Here is a 24,763-nt window from a genome sequence, read left to right as displayed (position 1 = left end):
GTTCATGGCACCAGCACCACGTCTTCGTTGTCGCTGCCGCCGTGGCTGCTGGTGACTTGCACCTGCGCTGGCGGGATGGGTGACAGCCCGGTGGTCAGGGACTTGACCGCGCCGTTGCCGCTCAGGTTGCCGATCAGCGCACCGTTGCCGGTGCGGGCGGTGAGTGCGGGCGGACTGGTCTCGTCGCTGCTGCTGGCGACCAGGGTCAGCTGGCCGCTGGCCAGGCTGTATTCGGCGCGGCTGATGGTCACCAGGTCGGTCAGCGGCATGGCGGCGCTGGTCGGCGTGCTGGTGGTGATGGCCAGGCTGTTGTCGGCGGTTACCTGCAGGGTCAGCGGCAGGGTCGGGTTGAGCGCCGACTGGCCGTACCAGGCGCCAGTGCCGTTGGCCTCGCCCAGGGAGAGGGTCGGCGTCTGGCTGGTCAGGGTGACCGTGGCCGGCGCCGGCGGCGCCATGACGAACACATCCTGCTGGGCCCGCAGGTCACCGTTGACGGTATGCCGCGAGTAGGTGCTGCGCTGCGGGATCAGCGGCGTCGGCCGGTTGACCGTGGACAGCTTGCCGGAGATGGCGAACAGCTCGGTGCGCAGGTCGATGCCGTTGGGGCCCTCGATGCGCACGAAGTTGGTGTTGAACGGGCTGCCGGTGACCGGCTCTTCCAGGTTCGGGTCACCAATGTAGCTTTCGCTGGCGCCGGTGCCGGGGTTGGTTTCGGTATAGGGGCCGTTGACGCTGCGCAGGAACGGCCCGACGTCGCCTTTGAGCGCGCCGCTGTAGTCGCCGGGAGAGCCGATGCCGATGTCGCGGGTCATGTTGATCGCCCGGCGCCCGCCCGCCGGCACGTCGAACACGTCGACGCCGTAGGGATGGGTGATGGTGTAGGTGCCGGCCACCGGCACATCGACGCGGATGCGCACCCGGGCGAAGCTGACCTGGTCGCCTTCCACCGGCTCCTCGGCGGCGAAAGCAGCCTCGATGGCCGAGCCGAAGCTCAGGTCGATGCCGCGGGCGGCATCGACGATGGCGGCGTCGGCGGTAAACCAGAAGGCCTCGTCGGGGAAGTTGCTGGGGAAGACGATCGGTTGGGTATCGTCGAACACGCCGGGTGTGGGCAGCAGCGTGCACATGTACGACGGCGCGCCGGGGGCACCGGCGACCCGTGAGCTCACCGCCTTGGACAGGCACAGGTCGAGCACTCGGCCATGGCTGTCCTGGTACCAGGCGGGGAACTTGCCGGTGGGCAGGGTATAGGGGCCGCTGTCGACCGCATACAGCGCAGCCTGGGCCGGTAGCTGGAGCAGGCCGGCAAAGATCGCCACGGCCAGCGGGTGGGGAGTCGGTCGGTGCATGAGTTGCTTCCTCCTGCAAACGGGCCCATGGGTTGGGGCGTCTGCAGAGGCATCGGCAACTGTTGTGCCAGGTTTCCCATGGCCTTGAGAAATGGCTCTGGAGCAAGGGTTCCAGCGTGCCTGACCGGTATCCGGCGAAGTGTTGCAGATGGGCGGGTGGACCCAGCATTGGGGAATGGGGCCAGGGTGGCGTGGTATTCACCGCAAGGGATTGTGCGCCTGTCAGATCGAGCGCTGTGCGCGTGGTGCTCGATCTGGCCGGCGTTACAAGGCGTGCAGCGAACGCCTTGAATACGCTACCTCTCGGTACGACGTTCCATCAGCGTGTGCGGCAGGACCCTGGAATACGCACCCTGGTGATAGAGCAGCGGCGAGCCGCCCAGGTCGTCGAAGGCCAGCACCCGGCCGAGGAGGATCCAGTGATCGCCGCCATCGATCTGCTGGAACTTCTCGCAGCGAAAACGCGCCGCGCAGCCTGGCAGCAAGGGCGCCCCACCCTCTCCGGTCTCGTGTTCGATTCCGGCGAAGCGGTCTTCGCTGGGGCGGGCAAAGGTGTTGGACAGGTCGATCTGGTCGGCGGCCAGCACGTTCACGGCGAAGTGCCCGGCGGCCTCGAACACCGCATGGCTGCCTGAGCGTTTGTCGATGCTCCAGAGCACCAGCGGTGGATCGAGGGATACCGAGTTGAAGCTGTTGGCGGTGACGCCGACCTTGCGCCCCGAGGCGTCGGCGGCGGTGATCACGGTGACGCCGGTGGCGAAGTTGCCCAGGGCGCGGCGGAAGGCGCGGCTATCGAAGGGAGTGGACATGCAAGGCTCCGTCATTGTTATCGGGCTGGGTCGGTTTGCGGGCGCGGGCTTGTCTGATCGAGCGCTATCGCGGGGCAAGCCCGCTCCCACGTTGTTCCGTCCATGTTTATCGGTTGCAGATCAGGTCATCGCCGGGTCCGGCTCCAGCCCCATCAGCTCGCGCCCGAGGATCTGCGCGCAGACGTCGTAGTCGGTGTAGGCATGCGCGCCGGTCATGTGCGCATCGCGGAACAGTCGCTGCAGCTCGTTGCCGTCGAACCAGGCGCCGCCGCCGGCCGCCTCCATCAGCCGATCCACGGCCTGGATGCACAGCTTGACCGCGTAGCCCTGGTTGGTGCGCCAGTAGGTAAGCTCGGTGCGGGTCGGGTATTGGTGCCGGGCACTGTACTCGGCGATCTGCTCCCAGCTCTTTTCCAGCAGCGCACGCGCCGCGGCGACCTGGTGGGTGGACTCGGCCAGGCGCATCAGCGCCGGGGTGGCCGCGCCGACGGCGGCGCCGGTGTAGGCGCGCACGCGGTTGCGGGTCTTGTCCCTGAAGACCTCGAGCATGCGCTCGGCGATGCCCAGGCTGACCGTGGAGAATCCGCTGGCGAAGTACGGCCGGTACGGGTTGAAGTAGATCGCACTGTCCGGGTACAGCCCGAAGCCCGCCGACTGGCCCTCCATCATGTCCCTGGCCTTCTGGATACGGTGTTCGGGCACGAAGGCACGCTCGACGATCAGCGTGCGGCTGCCACTGGCGCGCATGCCGGCGGCGAACCAGTCGTCGCGGATCTGGTAGTCGCTGCGCGGCAGCACGGCGAAGCAGTAGTCCTGGCCACCCTCGGGGTTGCCCCGGCGAAAGCCCATGATCGCCCACTCGGCGTGGTCGCAGCCGCTGCTCCAGCCCATCTCGCCGCTGAACAGCACACCGCCCTCGACCTCCTCGGTGCGGCCGAACGGCGCGATGCTGCTGCTGGCGGTGGCGTCCGGGTCGCGGCCCCAGATCTCGTCCTGCAAGCGTGCCGGGAACATCGCCAGCTGATGGCTGTGGGTGCACAGCAGGCTCATCGCCCAAGCGGTGCTGGCGCAGGCGCCGGCCAATGCGGCGATGCACTCGGCGAACTGCGGCAGGCTGATTTCCAGGCCGCCGTAATGCCTGGGCAGGAAGGCCTTGTGCAGGCCGATGGCCTTGAGCGCGGCGATGTTCTCGGCGGGCACGCTGCGCTCGCGCTCGGCCTGGTCGGCGCGGGCGGCGATGGCCGGCAACAGGGGCTTGAGGTCTTCGAGCAGGGAGTTTGGCTTTTTCATGGTCTGGCTCATTGTTATTGGACCCTGGCGAACGCTGCCTGGAAGGGGCCGCTCGCTGATGAATGCCGGGTCAGTATGGGAGCCGTGGGCGAGGTGGAAAATGCAACTTCCGCACCTCGGATTGCACTTTTCGTGGCGCCTGGCAGGCAGGGTCATGGGGGCGGCACGGGCAGACAAGAAGCACAGGGCTGCGCGTCGTAACCTGCAACAAACCAGCGCCGCAGATCCCTGTAGGAGCGGGCTTGCCCCGCGATCACCGGCACAGCCGGTGCCAAGCAGCGCAGCGCCTGGATCAACGCATCTCGCCATTACCCGGAGCCCTGCCATGAGCGACATCCCCCTCCTCCCCAGCGTCAGCGCCTTCCTGGCCCGCGACCACGGTCTGTACATCCATGGCGCATCGGTCGCCAGCCAATCCAGCGCCCGCATCACCGTGCACAACCCGGCCAACGGCGAAGCCATCGCCCAGGTCGCCGATGCCAACCTGGCCGATGTCGAGCGCGCCGTCGAATCGTCCCGCCAGGGCTTTGCCAGCTGGTCGCGCACCAGCCCCGCCGCCCGCGCCGCGGTGTTGTTCCGCCTGGCCGACCTGCTGGAGGCCAACCGTGAGGAACTGGCCCAGCTGGAAACCCTGCAGTCGGGCAAGCTGATCGGCATCGCCCGCGCCTTCGAGGTGGAGCAGGCCGCGCACTTCCTGCGCTATTACGCCGGCTGGGCCACCAAGATCACCGGCCAGACCATCACCCCGTCCCTGCCCTCCTTCGCCGGCGAGCGCTACAGCGCCTTCACCCTGCGCGAGCCGGTGGGCGTGGTGGTGGGCATCGTGCCGTGGAACTTCGCCACCATGATTGCTCTGTGGAAACTGGCCTCGGCCCTGACCACCGGCTGCAGCATCGTGCTCAAGCCCAGCGAATTCACCCCGCTGACCCTGCTGCGCATCGCCGAGCTGGCCAGCCAGGCCGGCCTGCCGCCGGGCGCGCTCAATGTGCTGACTGGCGGCGGCCTGGTGGGCAAGGCGCTGGTCGAGCACCCCGGCACCGACAAGGTGTCGTTCACCGGCTCCGTGCCCACCGGCATCGCCGTCGGCCAGGCGGCCATGGGCGCCAAGCTGACCCGGGCGACCCTGGAGCTTGGCGGCAAGAACGCGGTGGCGTTCCTGCCCGATGTCACCGTCGACAAGGCGGTGGACGGCATCATCGAGGCCGGCTTCCTGCACTCCGGGCAGATCTGCGCCGCCGGCGAGCGCTTCTACGTCCATCGCTCGCGCCTCGACCCGCTGCTCGAAGCCCTGTCCCAGCGCCTGGGCCAGTTGAAGATCGGCTCACCCCTGGACGAAGCCACCCAGTTCGGCCCGGTGGCCAACAAACCGCACCAGCAGAAGCTCGGCGAGCTGTTCGCCACTGCCCGTGCCGAGGGCAACCGCATCGTCCATGGCGGACGCCTCGGCGACGGCCCAGGCTGCTTCGTCGAACCCACGGTCATCCTCGCCAACAACGCGGGCGACACCCTGCTCAACCAGGAAACCTTCGGCCCGGTGGCGACCTTCCTGCCCTACGACCATGAGGACGAACTGATCCACCTGATGAACGCCTCGCCCTACGGTCTGAGCGCGAGCCTGTGGACCAACGACCTGGGCAAGGCCATGCGCCTGATCCCGGAGATCCAGGCCGGGACCCTGTGGGTCAACATGCACACCCTGCTCGACCCGGCGGTGCCGTTCGGCGGCATCAAGGCCTCGGGTATTGGCCGCGAGTTCGGCTCGGCCTTCATCGACGACTTCACCGAGCTGAAGTCGGTGATGATCCGCTACTGACCATGACCCACGCCAACCACGACCTGGGCCGCTACTGCCTGCAGGCCTTCAGCCAGCAGGTGCCGGCCTCGCTGGCGGCGTTCTACCGCATCGATGCCGGGCAGCAGGCCTGCGACTTCCTGTTGCAGGACCTGCAGGCACCGATGCATGCCCGCTACCTCGAGCACTACCGGGCCTTCGACCCGCTGCAGCCCGAGCGCTGCCTGGCCATCGGCCAACCGGTGGTGTCGCTGCGCCAGGGCCTGGCCTGCCTGCCCGAAGCCCAGGGCCAGACCTACCGGCGTTTCCTCGCGCAGCATCAGGTGCTGGACGTGGTGGAGATCATCGCCCAGGCCGATGGCCGTCCCGTGGCCGGCGTCTCGCTGTTGCGCTGTGCCAGCCTCGGTGAGTTCCGCAGCGACGAACTCGAACGCCTGCTGCCCCTGCACGGGCTGATGCAACTCGCCGTGGCCAGCCAGCCGCTGGCGAGCGCGCCCGCGCCCGTCGAACTGACCCCACGGGAACGGCAGATCGCCGAGCTGCTGCGCCAGGGCAGCAGCAACAAACTGATCGCCCGCGCCCTGGGCGTCGGCCTGCCGACGGTGAAGACCCACCTGATCAACCTGTTCCGCAAGCTCGGCGTGCGCAACCGCACCGAGCTGGTGACCAGCCTCTACCTGTGACTCAACCTTCCGGTTGATACCGCCGCCCGTCACACCGTTGCACCCTGTGGCCACCCCAACCACAGGAGTCACCGCCATGCCCAACACCGCCGACTGGATCACCGTGGGCGCCCTCGCCGACGGCTTCGCGCCCGAGGCCTTCATCCTGCCGCAACTGGCCGACCTGTCCGGGCGCACGCTCACCCTGCACTTCGCCAATGGCTGGGTCATCGAACACCGCTTCGACAGCGAACGCCTGCACTGGCGCGCGGCGGACGGCCACAGCAGCGGCAGCGCCGGCTACCGGGCCACCTCGGTGCGCCCCGGCATCTACCTGGTCGACTTCATCAAGCACGAGGCCGGCCAGGCCTGGTCGGTGTCGCTGGTGCTCGACACCCTCGAGCACGCCTTCACCGCCGTGCTCGGCCGCTTGCCCGACCAGGCCCGCACCCAGCGCGGCCTGTACGCCCTGGCCCTGGCCGGCGAAGCGCTGACCGGCGTCGAGGCCAGCTTCCTGCACGGCAGCCTCGACCGCCCCTGGCAGGCCGGCGCCTGCCCCCACGCGCCGACCACCGAGCTGGTCGGCCTGCGCAACCACTACCGCTACAGCCCCACCGAGGAGTACGAGCACATCTACCTCAACGCCAACTACTACAGCTGGCAGTGCCTCAAGGGCGTCGAACAGGGCCTGTGCGACACCGACCGGGCGTACTACTACAAGATCGCCGAGCAGCTGTACCTGTTCGTCTGGTGCGAGAAGATCGTGCCCACCCTGGGCCTGGTGATGATCGACCTGGCGCACCACCGCAGCGACGGCAAGATCTTCGGCTACCAGGGCGGCGGCTTCGATGCGCTGGCCAATTTCCCGGTGTCGTCCCACTGCCGGGTGCTCAACCGCACGGAGCCTGCGCAATGAGCCGCAGCGTACTGATCACCGGGGCCGGCAGCGGCATCGGTGAAGCCTGCGCCCTGCGCCTGGCCGGCCAGGGCTGGCAGGTGGCGCTGGTAGGCCGTCGCCGCGAGGCGCTGGAGCGCGTCGCGCGGCTGTGCAATGGCCTGGTGCTGGCCGGTGACGCCGCCGACAGCGCTGCCTGGGCCGGTTTCATCGAGCAGGTGCGCACCCGTTTCGGCGGCCTCGACGCGGTAATCGCCTGCGCCGGCGGCCATGGCCTGGGACCGGCCGAGCAGACCAGCGACGCCGCCTGGCGCGAGGCCCTGCGCGGCAACCTCGACAGCGCCTTCCACACTGCCCGGGCCTGCCTGCCGTTGCTGCGCGAGCGGCGCGGCAGCCTGGTGCTGCTGGGCTCCATCGCCTCGCTGGCGGCCGGCCCCGAGGTCTGCGGCTACACCACCGCCAAGCATGCCCTGGTCGGCCTGACCCGCTCACTGGCCCGCGACTACGGGCCATTCGGCGTGCGGGTCAACTGCGTCTGCCCGGGCTGGGTGCGCACGCCCATGGCCGACCAGGAGATGCAGCCATTGATGGATCACTACCAGGAAGACCTCGACGCCGCCTACCGCCGGGTCACCGCCGACGTGCCGCTGCGTCGCCCGGCCAGCAGCGACGAGATTGCCGCCGTATGCCAGTTCCTGGTCGGCGCCGAGGCCAGCATCGTCACCGGCGCGGTGATCACCGCCGATGGCGGTTCGACCGTGGTCGACGTGCCGACTTTGGCCTACACCCGCCTGGAGCCATCGGCATGAACGCGCGCTACGACTTCAAAGGCCGCACGGTGCTGGTCACCGGCGCGGCGGGCGGCATCGGCCAGGCCATCGTCGAGGGTTTCGCCCGTGGCGGCGCCCGGGTGCTGGCGCTGGACCTCGACCCGCAGGCGTTGCAGCGCCTGGTCGAGGACCAGGTGGCGTTGGGGCACGAGGTTCGTGGGGAGGTCCTCGACCTGGCCGACCCCGGCGCGATCCGCGCCTCGCTGGCCGGACTGCAACGCCTGGACGTACTGGTGCACAACGCCGCCTACTTTCCACTCACCCCACTCACCGAGATCGACCCGGCCCTGTTGCAGCGCACCCTGGCGGTGAACCTGGGCGCATTGTTCTGGCTTGTCCAGGGCGCCCTGCCTCTGTTCCGCCGCCAGGGTGGCGGATGCGTGCTGGCCACCTCGTCGGTGACCGGGCCCCGGGTGGCCTACCCGGGCCTGAGCCATTACGCGGCGTCCAAGGCCGGGGTCAATGGCTTCATTCGCAATGCCGCGCTGGAACTGGCGGCGTTCAACGTGCGGGTCAACGGCGTGGAACCGGGGATGGTGCGCACACCGGCCATGGACAACCTCGGCGATACCGCCCTGAACGCCCGGATCGCCGCCGGCGTGCCCCTGGGGCGACTGGGCGAGCCGGCCGATATCGCCGCGGCGATGCTGTTCCTGGCCTCTGACGCCGCCTGCTACATCACCGGCCAGACCCTGGTGGTCGACGGAGGCGCGACCTTGCCGGAGAGCGCCGCGAGCCTGTGATGGCGGTGATATGCAAGACCGCTGGCAGCCACGGGCAAGACCGCCGCCAGCGTTCCACGCGCTAATAGCCCGTCGCCTTTCGACACTGCCTCCACAACAACGCGGCACCCAAGACCGCACACAACAAACGAGGATCGATCCATGCGTCTCACCCCACGTCGCACCGCAATGGCCGCGGCCCTGGCCCTGCTGGTCCATGGCCCGGCCAGCCCGGCCTACGAGCTGTACGCCGACGACGACAGCCACCTGAATGCCGACCTGCTCGCGGTCTGGGGCATGTTCAACAGCCGCCACAACTATGACGGCACTCCCGGCGGCTCGACCTGGCGCGAGGGTTTCATCAAGTACGGCCTCAGCGGCGACCAGGGCCTGGGCGGCAACGGCAGCCTGTACGGCGCCCTCAACTGGGTCAGCTCCGGCGCCTGGGGCGACGGCGACGCCGGCGGCAACCAGGACGGCTCCGAACGCACCACCAAGATCGAGGACGCCTACCTGGGCTGGCGCTCGGGTGATCTGTTCCCGTTGCTGGGCAAGGATGGCGTTGACCTGTCCGGCGGGCGCCAGGTGATCCGCCTGGGCAGCGGCTTCCTGATCAACGACGACGGCCCCAACCTGGGCAAGGGCCCGGCCGACGGCCAGCTCAATCGCGGCGGCGGCTTCTACCTGGGCGCGCGCCACGCCTTCGACCGCACCGCGGTGCTGCGCCTGGGCGGCAAGCAGGGGCTGCATGGCAGCGTGCTGTGGCTCAAGTCCGACAACCGTGCCCAGGCCGAAACCGAGCTGGCGGCCGGCACCCTGGACTACACCCATGACCTGGGCACCCTGGGCCTGACCTACATCCACGGCATCGACGTGACCGACCAGTGGGCCAGCGAGTTCCAGAAGGCCCGTGAGGGCATGGATGTGTACAGCCTGCGCGGCGAAGGTGGCGTCGGGCTGGAAAACACCCGCTTCGCTTTCGAGTACGCCTGGCAGGACAAGCGCGGCGGTCGCGAGACCGCCTGGTACGCCGAGGCCGCCTACACCTTCGCCGAAGCCCCCTGGGCACCGCAGCTGACCTACCGCTACACCCGCTACTCGGCGGGCTGGGACCTGCTGTTCACCGGCCTGTCCAGCGGCTACGGCACCTGGATCCAGGGCGAGGTCGCCGGCAACTATGCCGGGCCGTTCAACACCAACAGCGGCATCCACCATGTGGGCCTGAAGGCCACGCCACGGGACGATCTCACGGTCGGCGCGCTGTTCTTCCACTTCGATACCGTGCGCACCCGCGACACCCTGAACCTGGATGCCCAGGAGCTGGACCTGTATGTGGAGTGGGCGGTCAACGAGCACCTGATCGTCACCCCGCTGCTGGGGCTGTTCAAGCCGCGCAAGGATCAAAGCAGTGGCGGCAACCAGGTGGGGAGCGGAACCAATATTTATAGTCAGTTGACGGTGGCTGTGCCGTTCTGAAGGGGTACCGGGGGCGCCCTGCGCCCCGTTCGCGGCACATAGGCCGCTCCTACAGGGACGCGCATTCTGCTGTAGGAGCGGCCTTGCGCCGCGAAAGGGCTGCGCAGCAGCCCCTGGATCCATCAGCCCAGCAGAAGGCGCAGGTCGGCACCGACTTCAGCCAACGGCGGGCACCAGTAGTACCCCCCCGACAACGGCCGGCTGAAGCGGTACAGGCCATCGATCACGCCATCCTCGAGCCCGCTCATGCGCCGCAGCTGCACCTCGAAGGCATCCAGCGAAAAGCCCAAGGCGACGAACGCCAGGCCGGCGCCACGTTCATCGGTCCAGGCCACCGAACGACGCACCACGAACGCCTCCGGCGCGAAGCTTTCCTGGGCGGTACGCTTGACGTGGGCCGATTCGGGTGCATCGTCGAGCTCTTCGTTGTCGCTCAGGCGGCGGCCAATGATGTTGTCCTGTTCAGCCTGGGGCAGCGACTTGAAGTACTCCAGGTCGTGCTTCCACAGCTGGAACGCGGCAAAGCTGGAGCCCGCCAGGCCAGGCGCCTCGCCCGGCACGATGGCCGCGGCGACGGCGTCTTCGTCCACCGGGTTCTCGGTGCCGTCTTCGTAGCCGGTCAGGTCGTGGCCGCCGCGGTGCAGGAAACCGTCGACGCTGTCGACCAGGCGCAGGGCCGGCGCCAGCGCCTGCTGCAGGGCCTGGGCGCGCAGGAACAGCTCGCCGCGTTCGGCGCCGCGCAGCCACAGCCACAGGGCGTGCTGGGTCGCCGGGTTCTCCACCACCGCATCCAGTTGCGGGAAGCTGCGCAGGCCCGGCACTTCGCGGCCCAGAGCCTTGGCCAGCGGCGCGCCGACGCCCAGGATCAGGCTCTGTCCATCGACCTGCGGCAACAGCTGGTCGAGGGCGGCGGGCAAGGCCTCGAGCGAGTCGAGGGCGAAGAACAGGTGGCGGGCATGGGCCGGCACCGGAGTGGCAAGCAGACCTGGCTGGAACGGCATGACAGGCGAATCCTCGGCAAAAGGTCGAATGCTACTGCGCCAGGCGGCGCATCGCAACGCGGCACAAGGCCGCTCGCCCCAGTAACAATCGGTTACCAAGGCAGGCCAGTTGCGATTAGCTATCGTTGCGCCACCACCTACACTCCTCGGAATCCTTCGCCCGAGAGACCGCCCATGACCGCCTCCCCGCTGCTCACCGCCCTTCTGCCGCTGGCCCTGGGCATCATCATGCTCGGCCTGGGCCTGTCGCTGACCCTGGCCGACTTCGCCCGGGTGGTGAAGTACCCCAAGCCGGTGGTGATCGGCTTGGTCTGCCAGATCCTGCTGCTGCCGCTGGTGTGCTTCCTGATCGCCAACGGCTTCGGCCTCGAATCGGCGCTGGCGGTGGGCCTGATGCTGCTGGCCGCCTCCCCGGGCGGCACCACCGCCAACCTGTTCAGCCACCTGGCCCATGGCGATGTGGCGCTGAACATCACCCTGACCGCGGTCAACTCGCTGATCGCCATCCTCACCATGCCGCTGCTGGTGAACCTGTCGCTGGTCTGGTTCATGGAATCGGACCAGGCCATCCCGCTGCAGTTCGCCAAGGTCATGCAGGTGTTCGCCATCGTCCTGCTGCCGGTGGCGCTGGGCATGCTGATTCGCCACTGGACGCCGCGCTTCGCCGCGCGCATGGAAAAACCAATGAAGATCGTCGCGGCGCTGTTCCTGGCCTTCACCATCGTCCTGGCCCTGGCCAAGGACTGGCAGACCGTGGTCGAGTACGCGCCGATCGTCGGGGGCGCCGCGCTGCTGTTCAACCTGCTCAGCCTCGCGGTGGGCTACTGGGTGCCGCGCCTGCTGAGCATTCCGAAGCGCCAGGCGATCGCCATCGGCATGGAGATCGGCATCCACAACGGCACCCTGGCCATCGCCCTGGCCCTGAGCCCGACGCTGCTCAACAACGCGACCATGGCGGTGCCGGCGGCGATCTACAGCCTGATCATGTTCTTCACGGCGGCGGGGTTTGGCTGGTGGGTGAGCCGAGGGCACAAGGCCGCCGGCACCGTCAGCGACTGCGCCTGAGTACCAGGTCTTTCAAGGTGTTTGGGCTCGAGGGCTATTGACCGCATCAGGGCTACCAAGTGTTCGCCTTAACCCTTACAGCGAACACCTTGAAAGGGCTGCGCCTAAGTACGAAATGTGTCTGCGCGAGGCCAAACTAGGCGAAAAGGGGAAGCAAGCGCAATGCACTGGCGTACATGAGCATTCCGAGCCCCGTTTCGGGTCGGACTCGGGATACTCACCACGCCTCGATGTTGGCGCCCCGGTCGGCGGATACTTCGCAACCATTGGATCCAGGCAAAGAAATGTAACAGCCTGCCATTCGCAAGCCCGGCGATCGCGACTAGGCTCAGAAGCATGTGATGCCGGGCCCCTCTGACGGTTTGCGCCGCCATGTCGGAATCACTGTTGCCTTGCAACGTCGACAATCAAGGAGGGGCTCATGACGGCTCTGCAGCATTTCCTCTTCACGCCTTTTCTCGGCACCAGCGCCTGGTTGTGGCTGGTCTTCATCACCATCGTCATCGCCTTGCTGGTTCTCGACCTGGGTGTGCTGCACCGCCAGGACCGCGAGATCGAGATGCGCGAAAGCCTGTTGCTGTACTCGGGCTACTTCAGCGTCGGCGTGCTGTTCGGCCTGTGGGTCTGGCATGAGCTGGGCGCGCAGCCGGCGCTGGAGTTCTACACCGGTTTCCTGGTCGAGCAGTCGCTGTCGATGGACAACGTGTTCGTCATGGCGATGATCTTCAGTTTCTTCGCCATCCCCCGCCGCTACCAGCATCGCGTGCTGTTCTGGGGCATCCTCGGGGTGGTGGTGCTGCGGGCGATCATGATCGGCGTGGGCGCCGCGCTGGTGCAGCACTTCGCCTGGGTGCTGTACCTGTTCGGCGCCTTCCTGCTGTTCACCGGGGTGAAGATGGCCCTGTCAAAGGACGACGCCCACCCGGACCTGGCCAACAACCCGGTGCTGCGCTTCGTGCGCCGGCACATGCGCGTCACCGACCAGCTGCATGGCCGGCACTTCTTCGTCCAGCTCACGCCGCCCGGGGCGACGCAGGCGATTCGCTATGCCACGCCGCTATTCCTCGCCCTGGTCTTGATCGAGCTGGCCGACCTGGTGTTCGCCGTCGACAGCGTGCCGGCGATCTTCGCCATCACCCAGGACCCGTTCATCGTCTACACCTCGAACATCTTCGCCATCCTTGGCCTGCGTTCGCTGTACTTCGCCCTGGCGGCGCTGATGCACCGCTTCGTCTACCTCAAGTACGCGCTGGCGCTGGTGCTGATCTTCATCGGCTGCAAGATCTTCTGGCACGGGCTGGTGGGCAAGGTGCCGGCCGGGATATCGCTGGGGGTGACGTTCGGATTGCTGCTGGGCGGAGTGCTGTTGTCACTGCTGCGCACCCGTGACCAGCCGCCACCCGCCGATACCGACGCCGTGCAGGACACGCCGCTGCCCGCCACGGACAAGCCAGTGATTCCACGCCCTGCCGGCGAGAACCCGGAGAAGAAAGACCCGCACCTGCGGGTCTGATCAAGGGGTGAGCCCCTCGACGATGATCACCTGCGCCAGCGCCACACCCTGGCGATGGCGGCAGGCATCCTGGTAGAAGGTCGCCGGGGAAGGCGCCGGGGTGGTGGTGACCCTGGCCAACCACGAAGAGCGACCTGAGCAAGGGCGCCGGCGCGCATTGAATGCAACGGCGCCCACAGGACCTGTGGGCGCCGCGATGGGGATTCAGCGCGGATTTACTTCTTCGACGGGACACGCGGCGTGAAACGCCCCTTCTTGGCCCGCTGCAGGTGCGCCGGTTGCAGTTGCTCCGACTCGTCCAGGGTCATGTTGGCAAAGCCCAGGCGCACGGCCGCCTGGCCGCAGCGCACCTGGCTGTTGATCGGAAACGCATCGTTCAGGTCTTCGAAATAGGATTCGCTCATGCCCTGTCTCCCTCCAATGGCGACCGTGCCGGCAGGCAATGAGCCTGCCTAGTGAAGCGCGGTCCGTTGAAATGAGACTAGCCGGTCATTTGCAGACCAGTCGGACAAAACTTCCTGGCCCGACCAGTGGCAACTGGCCTTACTTCAGACGCACCGCCGTGCCGGTGGCGAACACCACGACCATGCCGCCCTGCACCGACGGCATGCTGATCTCGAAGTCCACGCCCACCAGCGCATCGGCTTGCAACTGCCGTGCCCGCGCCATGAGTTCCTCGGTAGCTTGCTCGCGGGCCAGCTTCAGCGCGCCCTCCAGGGTTTGTGAGCGGCCACCGAAGAAGTCGCGAAAGCGTGCGAAGAAATCGCGCACGAAGTTGATCCCCTGCACCGATTCGGCACTGACCACGCCGAGGTACTCGGCGATCGGGCGGCCTTCGAGCTGGCTGGTGGTGCTGATGATCATGGCTGTTGCTCCTGGTACAAGACAAAAGAGCACGATCCTACCAAATCCACCGCGACCAAATTACACAAGCAATACCTTGAATAATGATTTTCCGGCTCCTAGACTCCCAGCGCAGGACCACGCAAGGAGCGTACATGACCGCCATCCCCGAACAGCCGCCAGCGCGTTGGAGCGAACTGCTCAGCGGCGGTAACGCGCTGCGCTCGATCGCCCTGGCCGGCGGCGTCGCCCTGCATGCCATCAATGTCTACATCGTCACCACCCTGCTGCCGACCGTGATCGAAGAGATCGGCGGGTTGGCCTTCTATGCCTGGAACACCACTTTGTTCGTGGTCGCCTCGATCATCGGTTCCACCCTCTCCACCCGCCTGCTGGCCCGCAGTGGGCCGCGAGTCGCCTACCTGCTGGCGCTGGTGGTGTTCACCATTGGCTCGCTGCTCTGCGCCCAGGCCGCGAGCATGCCGATGCTGCTGCTCGGGCGCAGCGTGCAGGGCCTGGGTGGCGGTATCCTGTTCGCCCTGAGCTATGCGCTGATCCACCTGGTGTTCGACTGCCGTTTGTGGCCCCGCGCCATGGCCCTGGTCTCGGCGATGTGGGGTGTGGCCACGTTGTGCGGCCCGGCCGTGGGCGGGGTGTTCGCCGAAGGTGGACACTGGCGCTGGGCGTTCTGGTCGCTGCTGCCGGTGGCTGGCGCCCTGGCGCTGATCGTCTGCCTGCGCCTGCCGGCGCGCCAGGCCGTGGACGACAATGGCGCGCGCCCGGCCTACGGGCTGATCGCCTGCCTGGTGGCCTCGGTGCTGGCGATCTGTGCAGCCAGCCTGGCCGATACCTTGTGGATCAACCTGGCCGGCATCGTCGTGGGCCTGGCCCTCGCCGCGCTGATCGCCCGCCGCGATCCGCGGGCGCGCCATCACCTGTTGCCCACCGGGGCCTACAGCCTCAGGCAACCGATGGGCGCGCTGTTCGCCATGATGTGCCTGCTGGTGGCGGCCATCACCACCGAAATCTATGTACCTTACTTCCTGCAGCGCATCCATGGCTTCGGCCCTCTGGCCGCCGGCTACCTGACCGCCGTGATGGCCGCTGGCTGGACGGTTGGCGCCCTGGCCAGCGCCGGACGCGACCGCGATGGCGGCGCCTGGCAGATCCGCAGCGGGCCGCTGGTGGTGGCCGTGGCGCTGCTGGCCCTGGCCGTGCTGACCCCCGCCCCGGCCTGGATCGCCAGCGCGCCGGGCCTGGTCCTGTTCGCCCTGGCCCTGGCCGGCGTCGGCCTGGGCATCGGCCTGGGCTGGCCGCACCTGCTCACCCGGGTGCTGCAGGCAGCGCGCCCCGGCGAGGAAAACCTCGCCTCGGCCTCGATCACCACCGTGCAACTCTACGCCACCGCCCTGGCCGCGGCCCTGGCCGGCCTGGTCGCCAACGGCGCCGGGCTGGTCGAGCCCGGCGGCGAGCAAGGCGCGCGCCAGGCGGCGCTATGGCTGTTCGCCGTGTTCGCCTGCGCGCCGCTGCTGGCGCTGCCGTTGGCGCTGCGACTCACCTCTGAAAACAAGGAGCGCCCATGAAGGAATCCAAGGAAGTCTACGAGCGGATCAGCGAGCAGTTCGAAGACTTCACCAGCCACGCCAGCCAGCGCGGGGTCGAGGTCGACACGTTTCGCTACATGGCCGGCGAAGTGACCGGCGAGGAAGTTCTCGACCTGGCCTGCGGCCATGGCTTCTTCAGCCGCCGCCTGAAGGACTGGGGCGCGGCGCGGGTACACGGCGTGGATATCTCGCCGAGCATGATCTACCAGGCGCGCCAGGCCAACGACGGCATCGCCTACGAAGTGCGCGACGTGGCGCAGATGGGCCGCATTGGCCAGTTCGACAAGGTCACCGCCGCCTGGCTGTTCAACTACGCCGGCAGCGTCGAGGAGTTGCGGCGCATGTTCGAGAGTGTCGCCCTTAACCTCAAGCCGAACGGACAGCTGATCGCCTACACGGCGAACCCCGCCTTCGACCTGGCCCTGGGCAATTTCACCGAGTACGGCATTCGTGTGCTGGACGAACAGCCGGTGGAAGGCGGCCTGCGCTGCCGGGGCCAGTTCATGAGTACACCGCCTGCGGACTTCACCTATTACCGCTGGCAAAAGTCGGTCTACGAACAGGCCGCCCACGATGTCGGCCTGCGCAACGTGCGCTGGATTGCCCCACTGATCAGCGGGATCCGCAAGAAAGCGCATCCGCCTGGGTATTGGGACCTGTTCGAGCAGAACAGCCTGCAGGTCGGGCTGATCTGCAGTCGCTAGGACCATCGAAGCTTACGCGCAGAAAAACTACGATTAAGTGGCATGCGCGTATTCTGTGGGAGCGGCTTTAGCCGCGAAGCAAGCAACGCGGTGGATGGCACCGGCTTCGCCGGTGTTCGCGGCTAAAGCCGCTCCCACAGGTCCCTGCTAAGTCAATGAGTAAGGGCTGCAAAGCAGCCCCGTTGATCGTGATTACAGCGCAAGTCCTGAGGGCGCTAGACCTGGACCAGCCACTCATCCACCAGCCCCTGGCGCGCCAGGGCCTCGCACCAGGCCGGCTCGGCCTCCACCTGGACTTCGTTGCAGTCGAGTTCATGCAGCGCCTGTAGTACCTGCAAGCCACCCAGATCCTCCAGCTCCTGGCAACGCGCACGGGCATACCGACCGTCCCGCCTCGCCTGCGCCCCATGCAGCACCAACGTCGGCGCCCGCCCATCGAGCACCTTGGCCGAAGCCGGGCAGTCCAGCCCCTGGTCAAGCAGCACCCGCAAGGGCACCACCGGCTCGGCCCTTTGCCCGGCAACCTGCGCCACCAGCGAGGTGTCGCAGGCCTTCACCCAGTCACAAGTGGTCAGCAACGCCGAAGCCCTGCCCCGCCAGTGCGCCAGGGGCGTCTGCTCGTCGCAATGGCTGAGCATCGTGCCTTCGCCCAGCGCACCGATCTCCAGCGCCGCCGGACGCAACACCCGCACCCAAGGGCGCTGGCGCTCGATGCGCGAGAAGAACCCGCGATTGAGCGCCCGTGCCCGTGGGCAAGGCAAGGCCTCGACCGCGATGCCCGCACCACGCAGGCGATCCGCGCCGATGCTCTGCGAGACATCGCCGCTGGCCGTGACTACCCGACTCACCCCCGCCGCCACCAGGGCATCGGCGCACGGCGGCGTGCGCCCATGGTGACCACAGGGTTCCAGGGTCACATAGGCGGTCGCCCCCCGCGCCGCCGTGCCCGCCTCGCGCAGGGCGTGCACTTCGGCATGGGCCTGGCCGGCGCGCTGATGCCAGCCGCGCCCCACCACCTGCCCGGCGTTGACGATCACGCAGCCGACCCGCGGGTTGGGCATGGTGCTGTACAGGCCCTGGCTGGCGAGCGCCAGGGCCATGTCCAGGTAGTGGCGATCAATTGCACTCACGTGCGAACCAGCGCCAGCAGGTAGCGAGCCTCGCCATGCTGGCGCTCGATCACCTCCAGCCCCTGCCAGGTGAAGCCATGGCCCTCGAGGGTCTGGCGGATGCCGTCGTCGGTGAAGAAGTAGCCCTGGCGCTGGTTGTCCATCTCGCGCCAGCCCGGCTGCGGATGGGCCGCGTCGACCCCGAACACGTTCAGCCCCACCAGCGCGCCGGGGCGCAGCAGGCGGCGCACATGGCCCAGGTATGCAGCCCACTCATCCGGGTGCTGGTGGTGGAAGCAGCCATTGTCCAGGGCCGCGTCGAACACCGTGCCCGGCGCCGGCTGCCAGTCCTGCATGGCCTTGTTCACCAGGTCCAGTCGATCGCCCCAGCGCTTGCGCAGCAACGGCCAGCTGGAGTTCTCGACGATATCCAGCCCGGTGACCCGGTGCCCGGCGAGGATGAAGGTGGAGGCGTCACGGCCACGGCCCACGCCGATGTCCAGCACATGCTGGTCGGCACGCGGGTCGAGCCGTTCAAGGAAGGCCTGGGCCGCCTGGATCATGCCGATATCCCACGACCACTCGTCCTCGCCATGGCTGTAGCGGTGCACGAACGAAGTGTCGAGGGCCTTGCGGTAATCGCCCTGGGCCATGAAGTCGCTTGCTTGCTTGCTCATCGTGCTGCTCCTTCAGGACGCCAGGCGGGCGTCGATACCGTAGATGCGCCCGTCATAGGAGCTGGCCAGGAAGGCGTCGCTGACGGCGTCGTGGGTCAGGCAGGAAATGCCGCTGGCGGTCGGCCGCTGCATAGGCAGCCAGCGCCGCGAGGCCAGGTCGAACAGCGCCACGGTACCGTTGTAGGCCGCGGTGGCGATCACCCGGCCATCGCCGGAGGCGGCGATGCACTTGATCGAGTGCTGGTGCGGCGAGTCGAACACCTCGTCGCCGGTCTCCAGCCACAGGCGCAACTTGAGGTCGCGACCGATGCTGGCGAAGCCGCCGGTGATCGGGCAGCAGCCATTGGAAATACGCGTGTGCGCCCCCTCGATATGCCGCACGCTGCTGAAATCCTCGATGCTGTGCAGCGCGGCATCGGCCGAGGCGCAGACGCTGAACAGGTGGCGCTCGTCGGCGGCCACGCCCTTGATCGCGTTGTCGTGCATGGGGATCGACGCCACCAGGCGCAGTCCGCCCTGGCCGTCATGGCCGAACACCAGGCCTTCGCCGGTGTAGGTGCCGATCAGCGCCAGGTCCTCGCCGTTCCTGACGAAAGTGGCGCCGCAGTTGAGCGGCGAACGGTGCTGGTACAGCATGCGCCCGGACAGGCCGTCGAACACCTGGCCCATCTGGCCGCCGGTCAGCAGCAGCGGGCCGAACGGCAGGAGGAAGTTGCACAGGCTGCCGACACTGGTCACCGGCTGGTCGTCACGGTGCAGGATGCCGGCGTCGCCGATGCTGTACTGGCGCTCGTCGCTGCGCACCACGGCGTTGATGCTCACCGCCGGCTCGATGCCCGACACCTGCCACTGGTCCTGCTCGTAGTTCCAGGTGGCGTAGCGCGAGCCGAAGGTGGCGAACACCAGCTGTTCGTCACCGACGAAGGCGCAGCTGCGCGGCCAGACGATGCTCGGCAGCGCGGTGCTGCGGCGCTTGACCAGGTTACGCCCGGCGTCGAAGGTCCAGAGGATCGCCGAGCGGTCGTAGCTCAGGCTCACCAGCAGGCGCTTGTCGTCGTTCCAGACGATGCGCTTGATCCCGGCGGCGTGGGCCGGCACGGTCTGCACCTGGCCCTGGGCGATGATCGAGATACGCCCCTCGTCGTCCCCGGCGAACACCACGCCTTCGCGGGTGATAGCAATGGTGTCGGTTTCCACGCCGCCGATGTCCACCTCGTCGCATTGCTGGCCGGTGCGGGTATCCCACTGGCGCACGGTACCGTCGTCGCTGCTGGAGATCAGGCGCTGGCCGTCCGGCGACCAGACCACCGAGATGACGTCGGCCTGGTGGCCATGGAACGCCTGCAGCTGCACGCCGTCGAGGTCGAAGATGCGCAGCACGTGGTCACGCGAGCAGGTGGCCACGCGCTGGCTGTCGGGCGAGAACACCGCCATCTCGACGTCGTCGTTGTGCCCCTGCAGCACGGCTTTCAGGCGCATGCTCGGCACTTCCCAGATGCGCGCGGTGTAGTCGCTGCTGGCGCTGACCAGATGCTTGCCGTCACTGCTGAACGCGCACTGGTTGGCCAGGTGGTCGTGGTGCACGCGGTGGATCGGCTCGCCGGTGGCGGCGTTCCACAGGATTACCTGGTTGTCGTAGCCGGCGGTGGCGACGAAGCGCGCGGCATGGGCGGCGATACCGCTGATAGGGCCAATGTGTTTCATCGAAAGATCCTTTTTCGCTGGAGTCAGAGCTTGATCGAATGGCTGGACTTGACCGCCTTCGCCTGCAGGTAGTTGCGGTTGTGATTGGTCAGGAACACCCCGGTGGGCACCTGCTCGATCACATCGATGCCGCCGGCGCGCAACTGGGCGACCTTCTCCGGGTTGTTGGTCAGCAACCGGCACTGGTCAACGCCCAGGGCGCGGAGGATCTGCACGGCCGGGTCGAACGAGCGCGAGTCGGCCAGGTGGTTCAGACGCAGGTTGGCCTCGTAGGTATCCAGGCCCTTGTCCTGCAGCAGGTAGGCCTCGAACTTGGAGTACAGGCCAATGCCGCGCCCTTCCTGGCGCAGGTAGATCAGGTAGCCGCCCACCTCCTTGAGGGTGCGCAGCGCCTCCTGCAGCTGCGGGCCGCAATCGCAGCGCTGCGAGCCGAACACATCGCCGGTGATGCATTCGGAGTGCACCCGCACCAGCGGCACGTCGCACTGCTCGCGGCCGATGCCGACGGCGAAGTGCTCCTGGTCACGCTCGAAGCCGTGGAAGCCGAAGAAATGGGCGTCGACGTCGCCGCCGAGGATGGAAATCGGCACGATGGTGTGAAGCGAAACATCCTTGTTCATGGAATCAGACCTCTTGCACGGAAGACGGAACAGCTCAGTTGTGGTTTTCAACCAGGCGAAAACCCATGACGTAGATCGGTCGCGGGTAACGCCCGTGGCGGCGCGCGGTGCGCGCCAGGTCGCGGAAACGGGTGAAGCTACCACCGCGGGCTACGCGGTGGGTGCCGACATCGAGCACCAGGTCGTCCTCGATCTGCGGGCCGCCGGGGTATGGCCGGTAGTCCTCGGCCACGTACTCCTCGACATTGCCGGCCATGTCCAACACGCCGAAGGGCGAGGCGGCGTCGATGAACACGCCGACCGGCGTGCTGTCCAGGTAGCCCAGCTCGGCGGTGTTGGCCTGCTCGACCTGGTAGGCGTCGCCCCAGGGGAACTGGCGGCCTTCAGGGCCGGCGGCGGCGTACTCCCATTGCGCCTCGCTGGGCAGGGCGAAACGCCGGCCGGTGCGTTCGCTGAGCCACCGGGCGTAGGCGTCGGCGTCACTGGCCGAGACGCTGTACACCGGATGGTTGGCGTGGTGCCGCGGGTAGCGGCCGAACGCCCAGCCGTCAGGGATGCCGGCATGCCCGCTGTCGAGCAGGAACTGGCGGTACTCCTGGTGCGTCACCGGGAAGCGGGCGATACGGAACGCCGCCAGCTCCACGGCGTGGCGCGGGGTCTCCTTGTCGATCCAGCTGCGGTCCAGGCCGAGCCCGTCGAACTGGTCCATCACCTGCTCGACCGCGCGCGGATCGAGGCCGATGTGCACCCGCGCGGCGGGAATGTCGATCATCTGCGGGGCGAAGGTGTCGATGCGCGGGTCGCCACGCAATGCCAGCACCTCGCCGGCGGCAATGCGCCGGGCCAACGGCTGGCGCGGCTGCTCGAGCAGCGTCAGCAGGCCGTCCAGCGGCGCCTGGAGCAGATCGTCGAGCGCCGTGGCGACCTGCGTCTGCAATGGGTGCTCCTGGTAATGCTGCGGGTAACCCATCAATGCCCGGTCGCTGACATCCTTGGGCAACGGGCTGGGCAGCCGTGGCCAATGCCACTGTTTGTAGCTGTTCATGCAAATACCTGCCTGGGCACAGGCCTGCCCGATGGCAGGCCTGTGACGACGTGGGATCAGAGGCGGTCGAGGAGCAACCGTGGGTTGCTTTCGATCATCTCCACTTCAGCGCTGTAGACTTCGATCACCAGGCCATCCGGGTCCTCGAAGTAGACGGCGCTGCGCACGTTGTCCGGCCCATGGTGGTAGCCCGGCGCCGGGCCGTTGCCCTTGACCAGCTTGATGGTGCCGGCGGCGCTGACCTGCTCGGCGATCCGCCGAACGTCCTCGGGCAGCGCCCGCACACCGATGTGGTAGCCGGCCGGGTAACTGAACGACTCGCTCTGCTCGATGAAGAAGTCGAAGCCGTTGAGCTCCATCACGGCCTTGCGCGGCCCCAGGTTGTAGCAGTAGTTGGCGCCGAGGATGTCGCTGTAGAACGCCTTGGAGGCTTCCAGGTCGCGGGTGAGGATATTGACGTGGTTCATCTCGGGGCGCTGCGCGGCCCGCGCCGCTTCGTCCAGCCCCAGGCCGTCGAGCGAGCGCCACAGCTTGGTCGCGGCTGCGAACTTGGCGAAGCCCGCCAGCCAGTCCTTGATCGCCAGCTCCGGCGCCTGCCCGGCACCGATATCCAGCGAGTAGGGATAGAGGAAGCCCTGGCTCGCCTGCTGCCACTGGGCGATCACGCCGCTGGCGGAAGGCAACTGCGCCAGTGCGCCCTGCACGCGGACCAGCACCAGCGCGGTGTTGCGGCACAGTCCGCTGGCCTCGTTGAGCAGCGTGTTCAACGCCGCCGGCGGCGTGGCGCTGTCGAGCAGCAGGCAGACCGCGTCCACCGGTCCCTGGCCGGCCGGCTTCTGGCTGACCTGCAGGCTGAAACCCGCCGCCGCAGCAGCGCTGCCCAGGCTGTCCAGGGCCTGGGCCGCCGCGTCGCCGAGCGGCGCGGCATGCAATGCCAACAAGCGCAGCATCAGACAGCCCTCCGTCCGATCAGCAGGGTGTAGCGGCCGATCGGCTCCTGCTCCACGGTGAGCCCCGCCTTCGCCATGCTGTCGATCAGGTAGCGGGTCGAGTGCAGCTCGCCGTTGACCGTGTTGAGCATCATGTGCAGGGAGAAGTCGGCCGACAGCGCCGGATGGATCTCGTCATCCTCCAGGGCCATGCTCAGCACCAGCAGCGCGCCGTCACCCTCGACCATGCCGGCGGCGCCGGCGATCAGGGTGCGCACCTGCTCGCGGGTGAAATAGTGCAGGCAGTCGTTGAGCATCACCACGTCTGCCCGCTCGCCCTGGTACTGCGCCAGGTCCAGCAGGTTGCGGGCATGGAAGCCCAGGCGGTCGTCGAGACGGTACTTGGCGAAGGTGGCCGCAGCCGCCTCGCGGGTCGGCTCCAGGTCCCAGACCTCACCCTTGACCTGCGGATTTCGGCTGGCGATCTCGGCCAGGTAGGTACCGTGGCCACCGGCCAGGTCGATCACCCGCCGGGCCTTGTCGAACAGCGGCAGGTCACGCAGCACGTCGACCATGGGCTGGCTGAAGCGGACCATGGCATCGTTGAAGGCATCGCGAGCCGCCAGGTCGTGCTTGAAACGGTTCTCCTGCTGGAAATCCAGCGAGGTGCGGCTGCGCAGCACTTCGTCCAGGCGCGGCCAGTTGTGCCACTGCAGACGCTGATGATCGATGATCGGGCCGATGAACTCGGCGCTGTCGCTGACCAGGAAACGCTGGCTCAGCGGCAGGTTCTCGAAACCTTGGGCAGTGCGTTTCAGCAGGCCCATGGCTACCAGCGCGTTGAGGAAGATGCGGCCCTTGTTCGGCACCCAACCCAGCGCATCGCTCAGGGCCTGGGCGCTGACCGGCTGGCGGGTGTGGTCGAACACACGCTGGGCCAGCGCCGAATGCAGGATGGCGGACTGGCGGTACTGGTCGGAGAGCTTCACCAGGTCGACCACGCCTTGCAGACTGTTCAGTTCGTCGGCGTGTTCGTAGATGGTCACGGGTTTCTGGGCATTCATGCACTCACATCCCTGTCGAGTTATTGTGGGTGAGCCCATGCCCGGCATCTACCAGCAAGGTGTCGATTGACTTGCACGCACCCCTCCCTGGGACCGGCAAGCACAGGCTCCGCAATTGAGCCTAGACGCAGACCCAATAAATACAACTAATACCTTTTATATTTTTATCGCATATAAATTTTCTTATCGATAATCGTTCATCTTGCACAATTCACCGCGAATCCGGGCTATCCTTCGCCCACTTGCCTGCGCAAAGGATGGCCCAGGAGAGTGCCCGATCCGTTCATTCACGCCCGGTTTCCAGCGCTCCATGACCTCGACCACCGTTGATACCAACTGCACCGCCGACCGCATCCTGTTCCTGCTCAAGACCCGCGGGCCGCTCAAGACCGCCGACCTGGCCCAGCTGCTCGCCATCACCTTCGAAGCCACCCGCCAGCAGGTGCAGAAACTGCAGGCGTCCGACCTGATCAGCGGCATCAGCGTGCCGGCCAAGGGCGCCGGGCGCCCTTCGCAAAAATGGGCGCTGACCGCCACGGCCCAGCGCCGCTTCCCCGATTCCCACAGCGTGCTGACCCTGCAACTGATCGAGAGCGTCGAGCAGGTGTTCGGCAGCGACGGGGTCGACCGCCTGATCAGCCGCATGGAAGACAGCAACAGCCGTGAGTACCAGCAGGCCTGCGCCGATGGCCAGAGCCTGGAAGACAAGGTGCGCATCCTCGTGCAGTTGCGCGAGCGCGCCGGCTACATGGCCGAGATGCAGGCCGACGGCAATGACTGGCTGATCGTCGAAAACCACTGCCCGATCTGCATCGCCGCCACCCGCTGCCAGGGGTTCTGCCGCAGCGAGCTGCAGGTGTTCCAGGCGGCGATCGGCGAGCAGGGGCTGGTGGAGCGTTGCGAGCACCTGATCTCGGGGGATCGGCGCTGCGTCTATCGCATTTCGCCGAAATAATCCGCCGACCTACCAGCGTGGGAGCGGGCTAGCCCCGCGATCACCGGCCAAGCCGGTGCCATGCAGCGCCTCGCGGGGCAAGCCCGCTCCCACGCCCCCTCGCCA

At 67.5% G+C, this 24,763-nt stretch carries 23 protein-coding genes and 2 pseudogenes; 11 read left to right on the top strand and 14 right to left on the bottom strand.

Annotated elements, in window-relative coordinates:
- Nucleotides 1–2: 2 nt before the first annotated feature.
- The 3 genes and pseudogenes from PRtIB026_RS13915 to PRtIB026_RS13905 all read right to left on the bottom strand — a co-directional run bounded on the left by PRtIB026_RS13915 (nt 3) and on the right by PRtIB026_RS13905 (nt 3,448).
- Nucleotides 3–1,349: a hypothetical protein gene (locus PRtIB026_RS13915; RefSeq protein WP_203647067.1), complete on the bottom strand. Its 1,347-nt coding sequence runs from the start codon at nt 1,347–1,349 to the stop codon at nt 3–5.
- Between the two features lie 302 nt (nt 1,350–1,651).
- Nucleotides 1,652–2,158: pseudogene (locus PRtIB026_RS13910) on the bottom strand (flavin reductase family protein); the annotation flags it as partial.
- 120 nt (nt 2,159–2,278) lie between these two features.
- Complete coding sequence (locus tag PRtIB026_RS13905; RefSeq protein WP_203647068.1) at nt 2,279–3,448, bottom strand: p-hydroxyphenylacetate 3-hydroxylase oxygenase component; 1,170 nt, start codon at nt 3,446–3,448, stop codon at nt 2,279–2,281.
- A 325-nt stretch (nt 3,449–3,773) separates the two neighbouring features.
- Between PRtIB026_RS13905 and PRtIB026_RS13900 the strand changes: the two genes are divergently transcribed.
- The 6 genes from PRtIB026_RS13900 to PRtIB026_RS13875 all read left to right on the top strand — a co-directional run bounded on the left by PRtIB026_RS13900 (nt 3,774) and on the right by PRtIB026_RS13875 (nt 9,825).
- Nucleotides 3,774–5,261: an aldehyde dehydrogenase family protein gene (locus PRtIB026_RS13900; RefSeq protein ID WP_203647069.1), complete on the top strand. Its 1,488-nt coding sequence runs from the start codon at nt 3,774–3,776 to the stop codon at nt 5,259–5,261.
- Between the two features lie 2 nt (nt 5,262–5,263).
- Nucleotides 5,264–5,923: a helix-turn-helix transcriptional regulator gene (locus tag PRtIB026_RS13895; protein WP_203647071.1), complete on the top strand. Its 660-nt coding sequence runs from the start codon at nt 5,264–5,266 to the stop codon at nt 5,921–5,923.
- A 76-nt stretch (nt 5,924–5,999) separates the two neighbouring features.
- Nucleotides 6,000–6,818 (top strand): molybdenum cofactor biosynthesis F family protein, encoded by an 819-nt coding sequence (locus PRtIB026_RS13890; RefSeq protein ID WP_203647073.1) that lies wholly within the window; start codon nt 6,000–6,002, stop codon nt 6,816–6,818.
- Entirely contained in the window at nt 6,815–7,606 is a 792-nt protein-coding gene (locus PRtIB026_RS13885) for an SDR family NAD(P)-dependent oxidoreductase (RefSeq protein WP_203647075.1), read from the top strand. Before PRtIB026_RS13890 ends, PRtIB026_RS13885 begins: the two co-directional genes overlap by 4 nt.
- The gene (locus PRtIB026_RS13880; protein ID WP_203647076.1) at nt 7,603–8,370 is read left to right on the top strand and encodes an SDR family oxidoreductase; all 768 of its coding nucleotides are present in this window, start codon (nt 7,603–7,605) and stop codon (nt 8,368–8,370) included. The genes PRtIB026_RS13885 and PRtIB026_RS13880 overlap by 4 nt, the downstream gene beginning before the upstream one ends.
- Nucleotides 8,371–8,538: 168 nt before the next feature.
- Nucleotides 8,539–9,825 carry a hypothetical protein gene (locus PRtIB026_RS13875; protein ID WP_203652666.1) on the top strand — a complete coding sequence of 429 codons (1,287 nt, stop codon included), beginning with the start codon at nt 8,539–8,541 and terminating at the stop codon, nt 9,823–9,825.
- A gap of 122 nt (nt 9,826–9,947) precedes the next feature.
- Here PRtIB026_RS13875 and PRtIB026_RS13870 read toward each other — a convergent pair whose 3' ends face one another.
- Entirely contained in the window at nt 9,948–10,826 is an 879-nt protein-coding gene (locus PRtIB026_RS13870) for a Dyp-type peroxidase (protein WP_203647077.1), read from the bottom strand.
- Between the two features lie 174 nt (nt 10,827–11,000).
- Between PRtIB026_RS13870 and PRtIB026_RS13865 the strand changes: the two are divergent.
- Both PRtIB026_RS13865 and PRtIB026_RS13860 read left to right on the top strand, forming a co-directional pair.
- Nucleotides 11,001–11,892, top strand: a pseudogene (locus PRtIB026_RS13865) (bile acid:sodium symporter family protein); the annotation flags it as partial.
- Nucleotides 11,893–12,312: 420 nt separating this feature from the next.
- Nucleotides 12,313–13,404 (top strand): TerC family protein, encoded by a 1,092-nt coding sequence (locus PRtIB026_RS13860; RefSeq protein WP_244670907.1) that lies wholly within the window; start codon nt 12,313–12,315, stop codon nt 13,402–13,404.
- On the opposite strand, the gene PRtIB026_RS13855 is transcribed toward PRtIB026_RS13860, so the two are convergent.
- The 3 genes from PRtIB026_RS13855 to PRtIB026_RS13845 form a co-directional block, all read right to left on the bottom strand.
- Nucleotides 13,405–13,524 (bottom strand): DUF1330 domain-containing protein, encoded by a 120-nt coding sequence (locus tag PRtIB026_RS13855; RefSeq protein ID WP_244670908.1) that lies wholly within the window; start codon nt 13,522–13,524, stop codon nt 13,405–13,407.
- Nucleotides 13,525–13,619: 95 nt separating this feature from the next.
- Nucleotides 13,620–13,808: a hypothetical protein gene (locus PRtIB026_RS13850; RefSeq protein ID WP_028691681.1), complete on the bottom strand. Its 189-nt coding sequence runs from the start codon at nt 13,806–13,808 to the stop codon at nt 13,620–13,622.
- Nucleotides 13,809–13,947: 139 nt separating this feature from the next.
- Complete coding sequence (locus tag PRtIB026_RS13845) at nt 13,948–14,268, bottom strand: YbjQ family protein (RefSeq protein ID WP_203647079.1); 321 nt, start codon at nt 14,266–14,268, stop codon at nt 13,948–13,950.
- Nucleotides 14,269–14,402: 134 nt separating this feature from the next.
- Between PRtIB026_RS13845 and PRtIB026_RS13840 the strand changes: the two genes are divergently transcribed.
- Together PRtIB026_RS13840 and PRtIB026_RS13835 are read left to right on the top strand one after the other, a co-directional pair.
- Nucleotides 14,403–15,830 carry an MFS transporter gene (locus PRtIB026_RS13840; protein WP_203647081.1) on the top strand — a complete coding sequence of 476 codons (1,428 nt, stop codon included), beginning with the start codon at nt 14,403–14,405 and terminating at the stop codon, nt 15,828–15,830.
- Nucleotides 15,827–16,555: a class I SAM-dependent methyltransferase gene (locus PRtIB026_RS13835; protein ID WP_203647083.1), complete on the top strand. Its 729-nt coding sequence runs from the start codon at nt 15,827–15,829 to the stop codon at nt 16,553–16,555. The genes PRtIB026_RS13840 and PRtIB026_RS13835 overlap by 4 nt, the downstream gene beginning before the upstream one ends.
- A 215-nt stretch (nt 16,556–16,770) precedes the next feature.
- Here PRtIB026_RS13835 and ribD read toward each other — a convergent pair whose 3' ends face one another.
- Genes ribD through PRtIB026_RS13800 form a run of 7 tightly spaced genes read right to left on the bottom strand, consistent with a single transcriptional unit; the run spans nt 16,771 to nt 23,703 of the window.
- On the bottom strand, nt 16,771–17,685 hold the full coding sequence (gene ribD, locus PRtIB026_RS13830; RefSeq protein WP_267812193.1) for a bifunctional diaminohydroxyphosphoribosylaminopyrimidine deaminase/5-amino-6-(5-phosphoribosylamino)uracil reductase RibD: 915 nt from the start codon (nt 17,683–17,685) through the stop codon (nt 16,771–16,773).
- The gene (locus PRtIB026_RS13825; RefSeq protein ID WP_203647086.1) at nt 17,682–18,341 is read right to left on the bottom strand and encodes an SAM-dependent methyltransferase; all 660 of its coding nucleotides are present in this window, start codon (nt 18,339–18,341) and stop codon (nt 17,682–17,684) included. Before PRtIB026_RS13825 ends, ribD begins: the two co-directional genes overlap by 4 nt.
- A 12-nt stretch (nt 18,342–18,353) precedes the next feature.
- Nucleotides 18,354–20,045, bottom strand: a complete 1,692-nt coding sequence (locus tag PRtIB026_RS13820) for a WD40 repeat domain-containing protein (RefSeq protein WP_203647087.1) — start codon at nt 20,043–20,045, stop codon at nt 18,354–18,356.
- Between the two features lie 23 nt (nt 20,046–20,068).
- Nucleotides 20,069–20,665 (bottom strand): GTP cyclohydrolase II RibA, encoded by a 597-nt coding sequence (gene ribA, locus PRtIB026_RS13815; RefSeq protein WP_028691687.1) that lies wholly within the window; start codon nt 20,663–20,665, stop codon nt 20,069–20,071.
- Nucleotides 20,666–20,699: 34 nt separating this feature from the next.
- Nucleotides 20,700–21,710 carry a formylglycine-generating enzyme family protein gene (locus tag PRtIB026_RS13810; protein WP_203647092.1) on the bottom strand — a complete coding sequence of 337 codons (1,011 nt, stop codon included), beginning with the start codon at nt 21,708–21,710 and terminating at the stop codon, nt 20,700–20,702.
- A gap of 56 nt (nt 21,711–21,766) precedes the next feature.
- The gene (locus PRtIB026_RS13805) at nt 21,767–22,660 is read right to left on the bottom strand and encodes a VOC family protein (RefSeq protein WP_267812190.1); all 894 of its coding nucleotides are present in this window, start codon (nt 22,658–22,660) and stop codon (nt 21,767–21,769) included.
- On the bottom strand, nt 22,660–23,703 hold the full coding sequence (locus tag PRtIB026_RS13800) for a methyltransferase (RefSeq protein ID WP_203647098.1): 1,044 nt from the start codon (nt 23,701–23,703) through the stop codon (nt 22,660–22,662). Before PRtIB026_RS13800 ends, PRtIB026_RS13805 begins: the two co-directional genes overlap by 1 nt.
- A gap of 310 nt (nt 23,704–24,013) precedes the next feature.
- Between PRtIB026_RS13800 and PRtIB026_RS13795 the strand changes: the two genes are divergently transcribed.
- The gene (locus PRtIB026_RS13795; protein WP_203647100.1) at nt 24,014–24,658 is read left to right on the top strand and encodes a helix-turn-helix transcriptional regulator; all 645 of its coding nucleotides are present in this window, start codon (nt 24,014–24,016) and stop codon (nt 24,656–24,658) included.
- The last annotated feature ends 105 nt before the right edge of the window (nt 24,659–24,763 follow it).

Origin of the sequence: Pseudomonas sp. RtIB026 (assembly GCF_016861355.2) — a bacterium.
GTDB lineage: Bacteria > Pseudomonadota > Gammaproteobacteria > Pseudomonadales > Pseudomonadaceae > Aquipseudomonas > Aquipseudomonas peradeniyensis.
The sequence above is the reverse complement of the archived record's forward strand: the minus strand, read 5'-3'. Positions and strand labels throughout refer to the sequence as shown.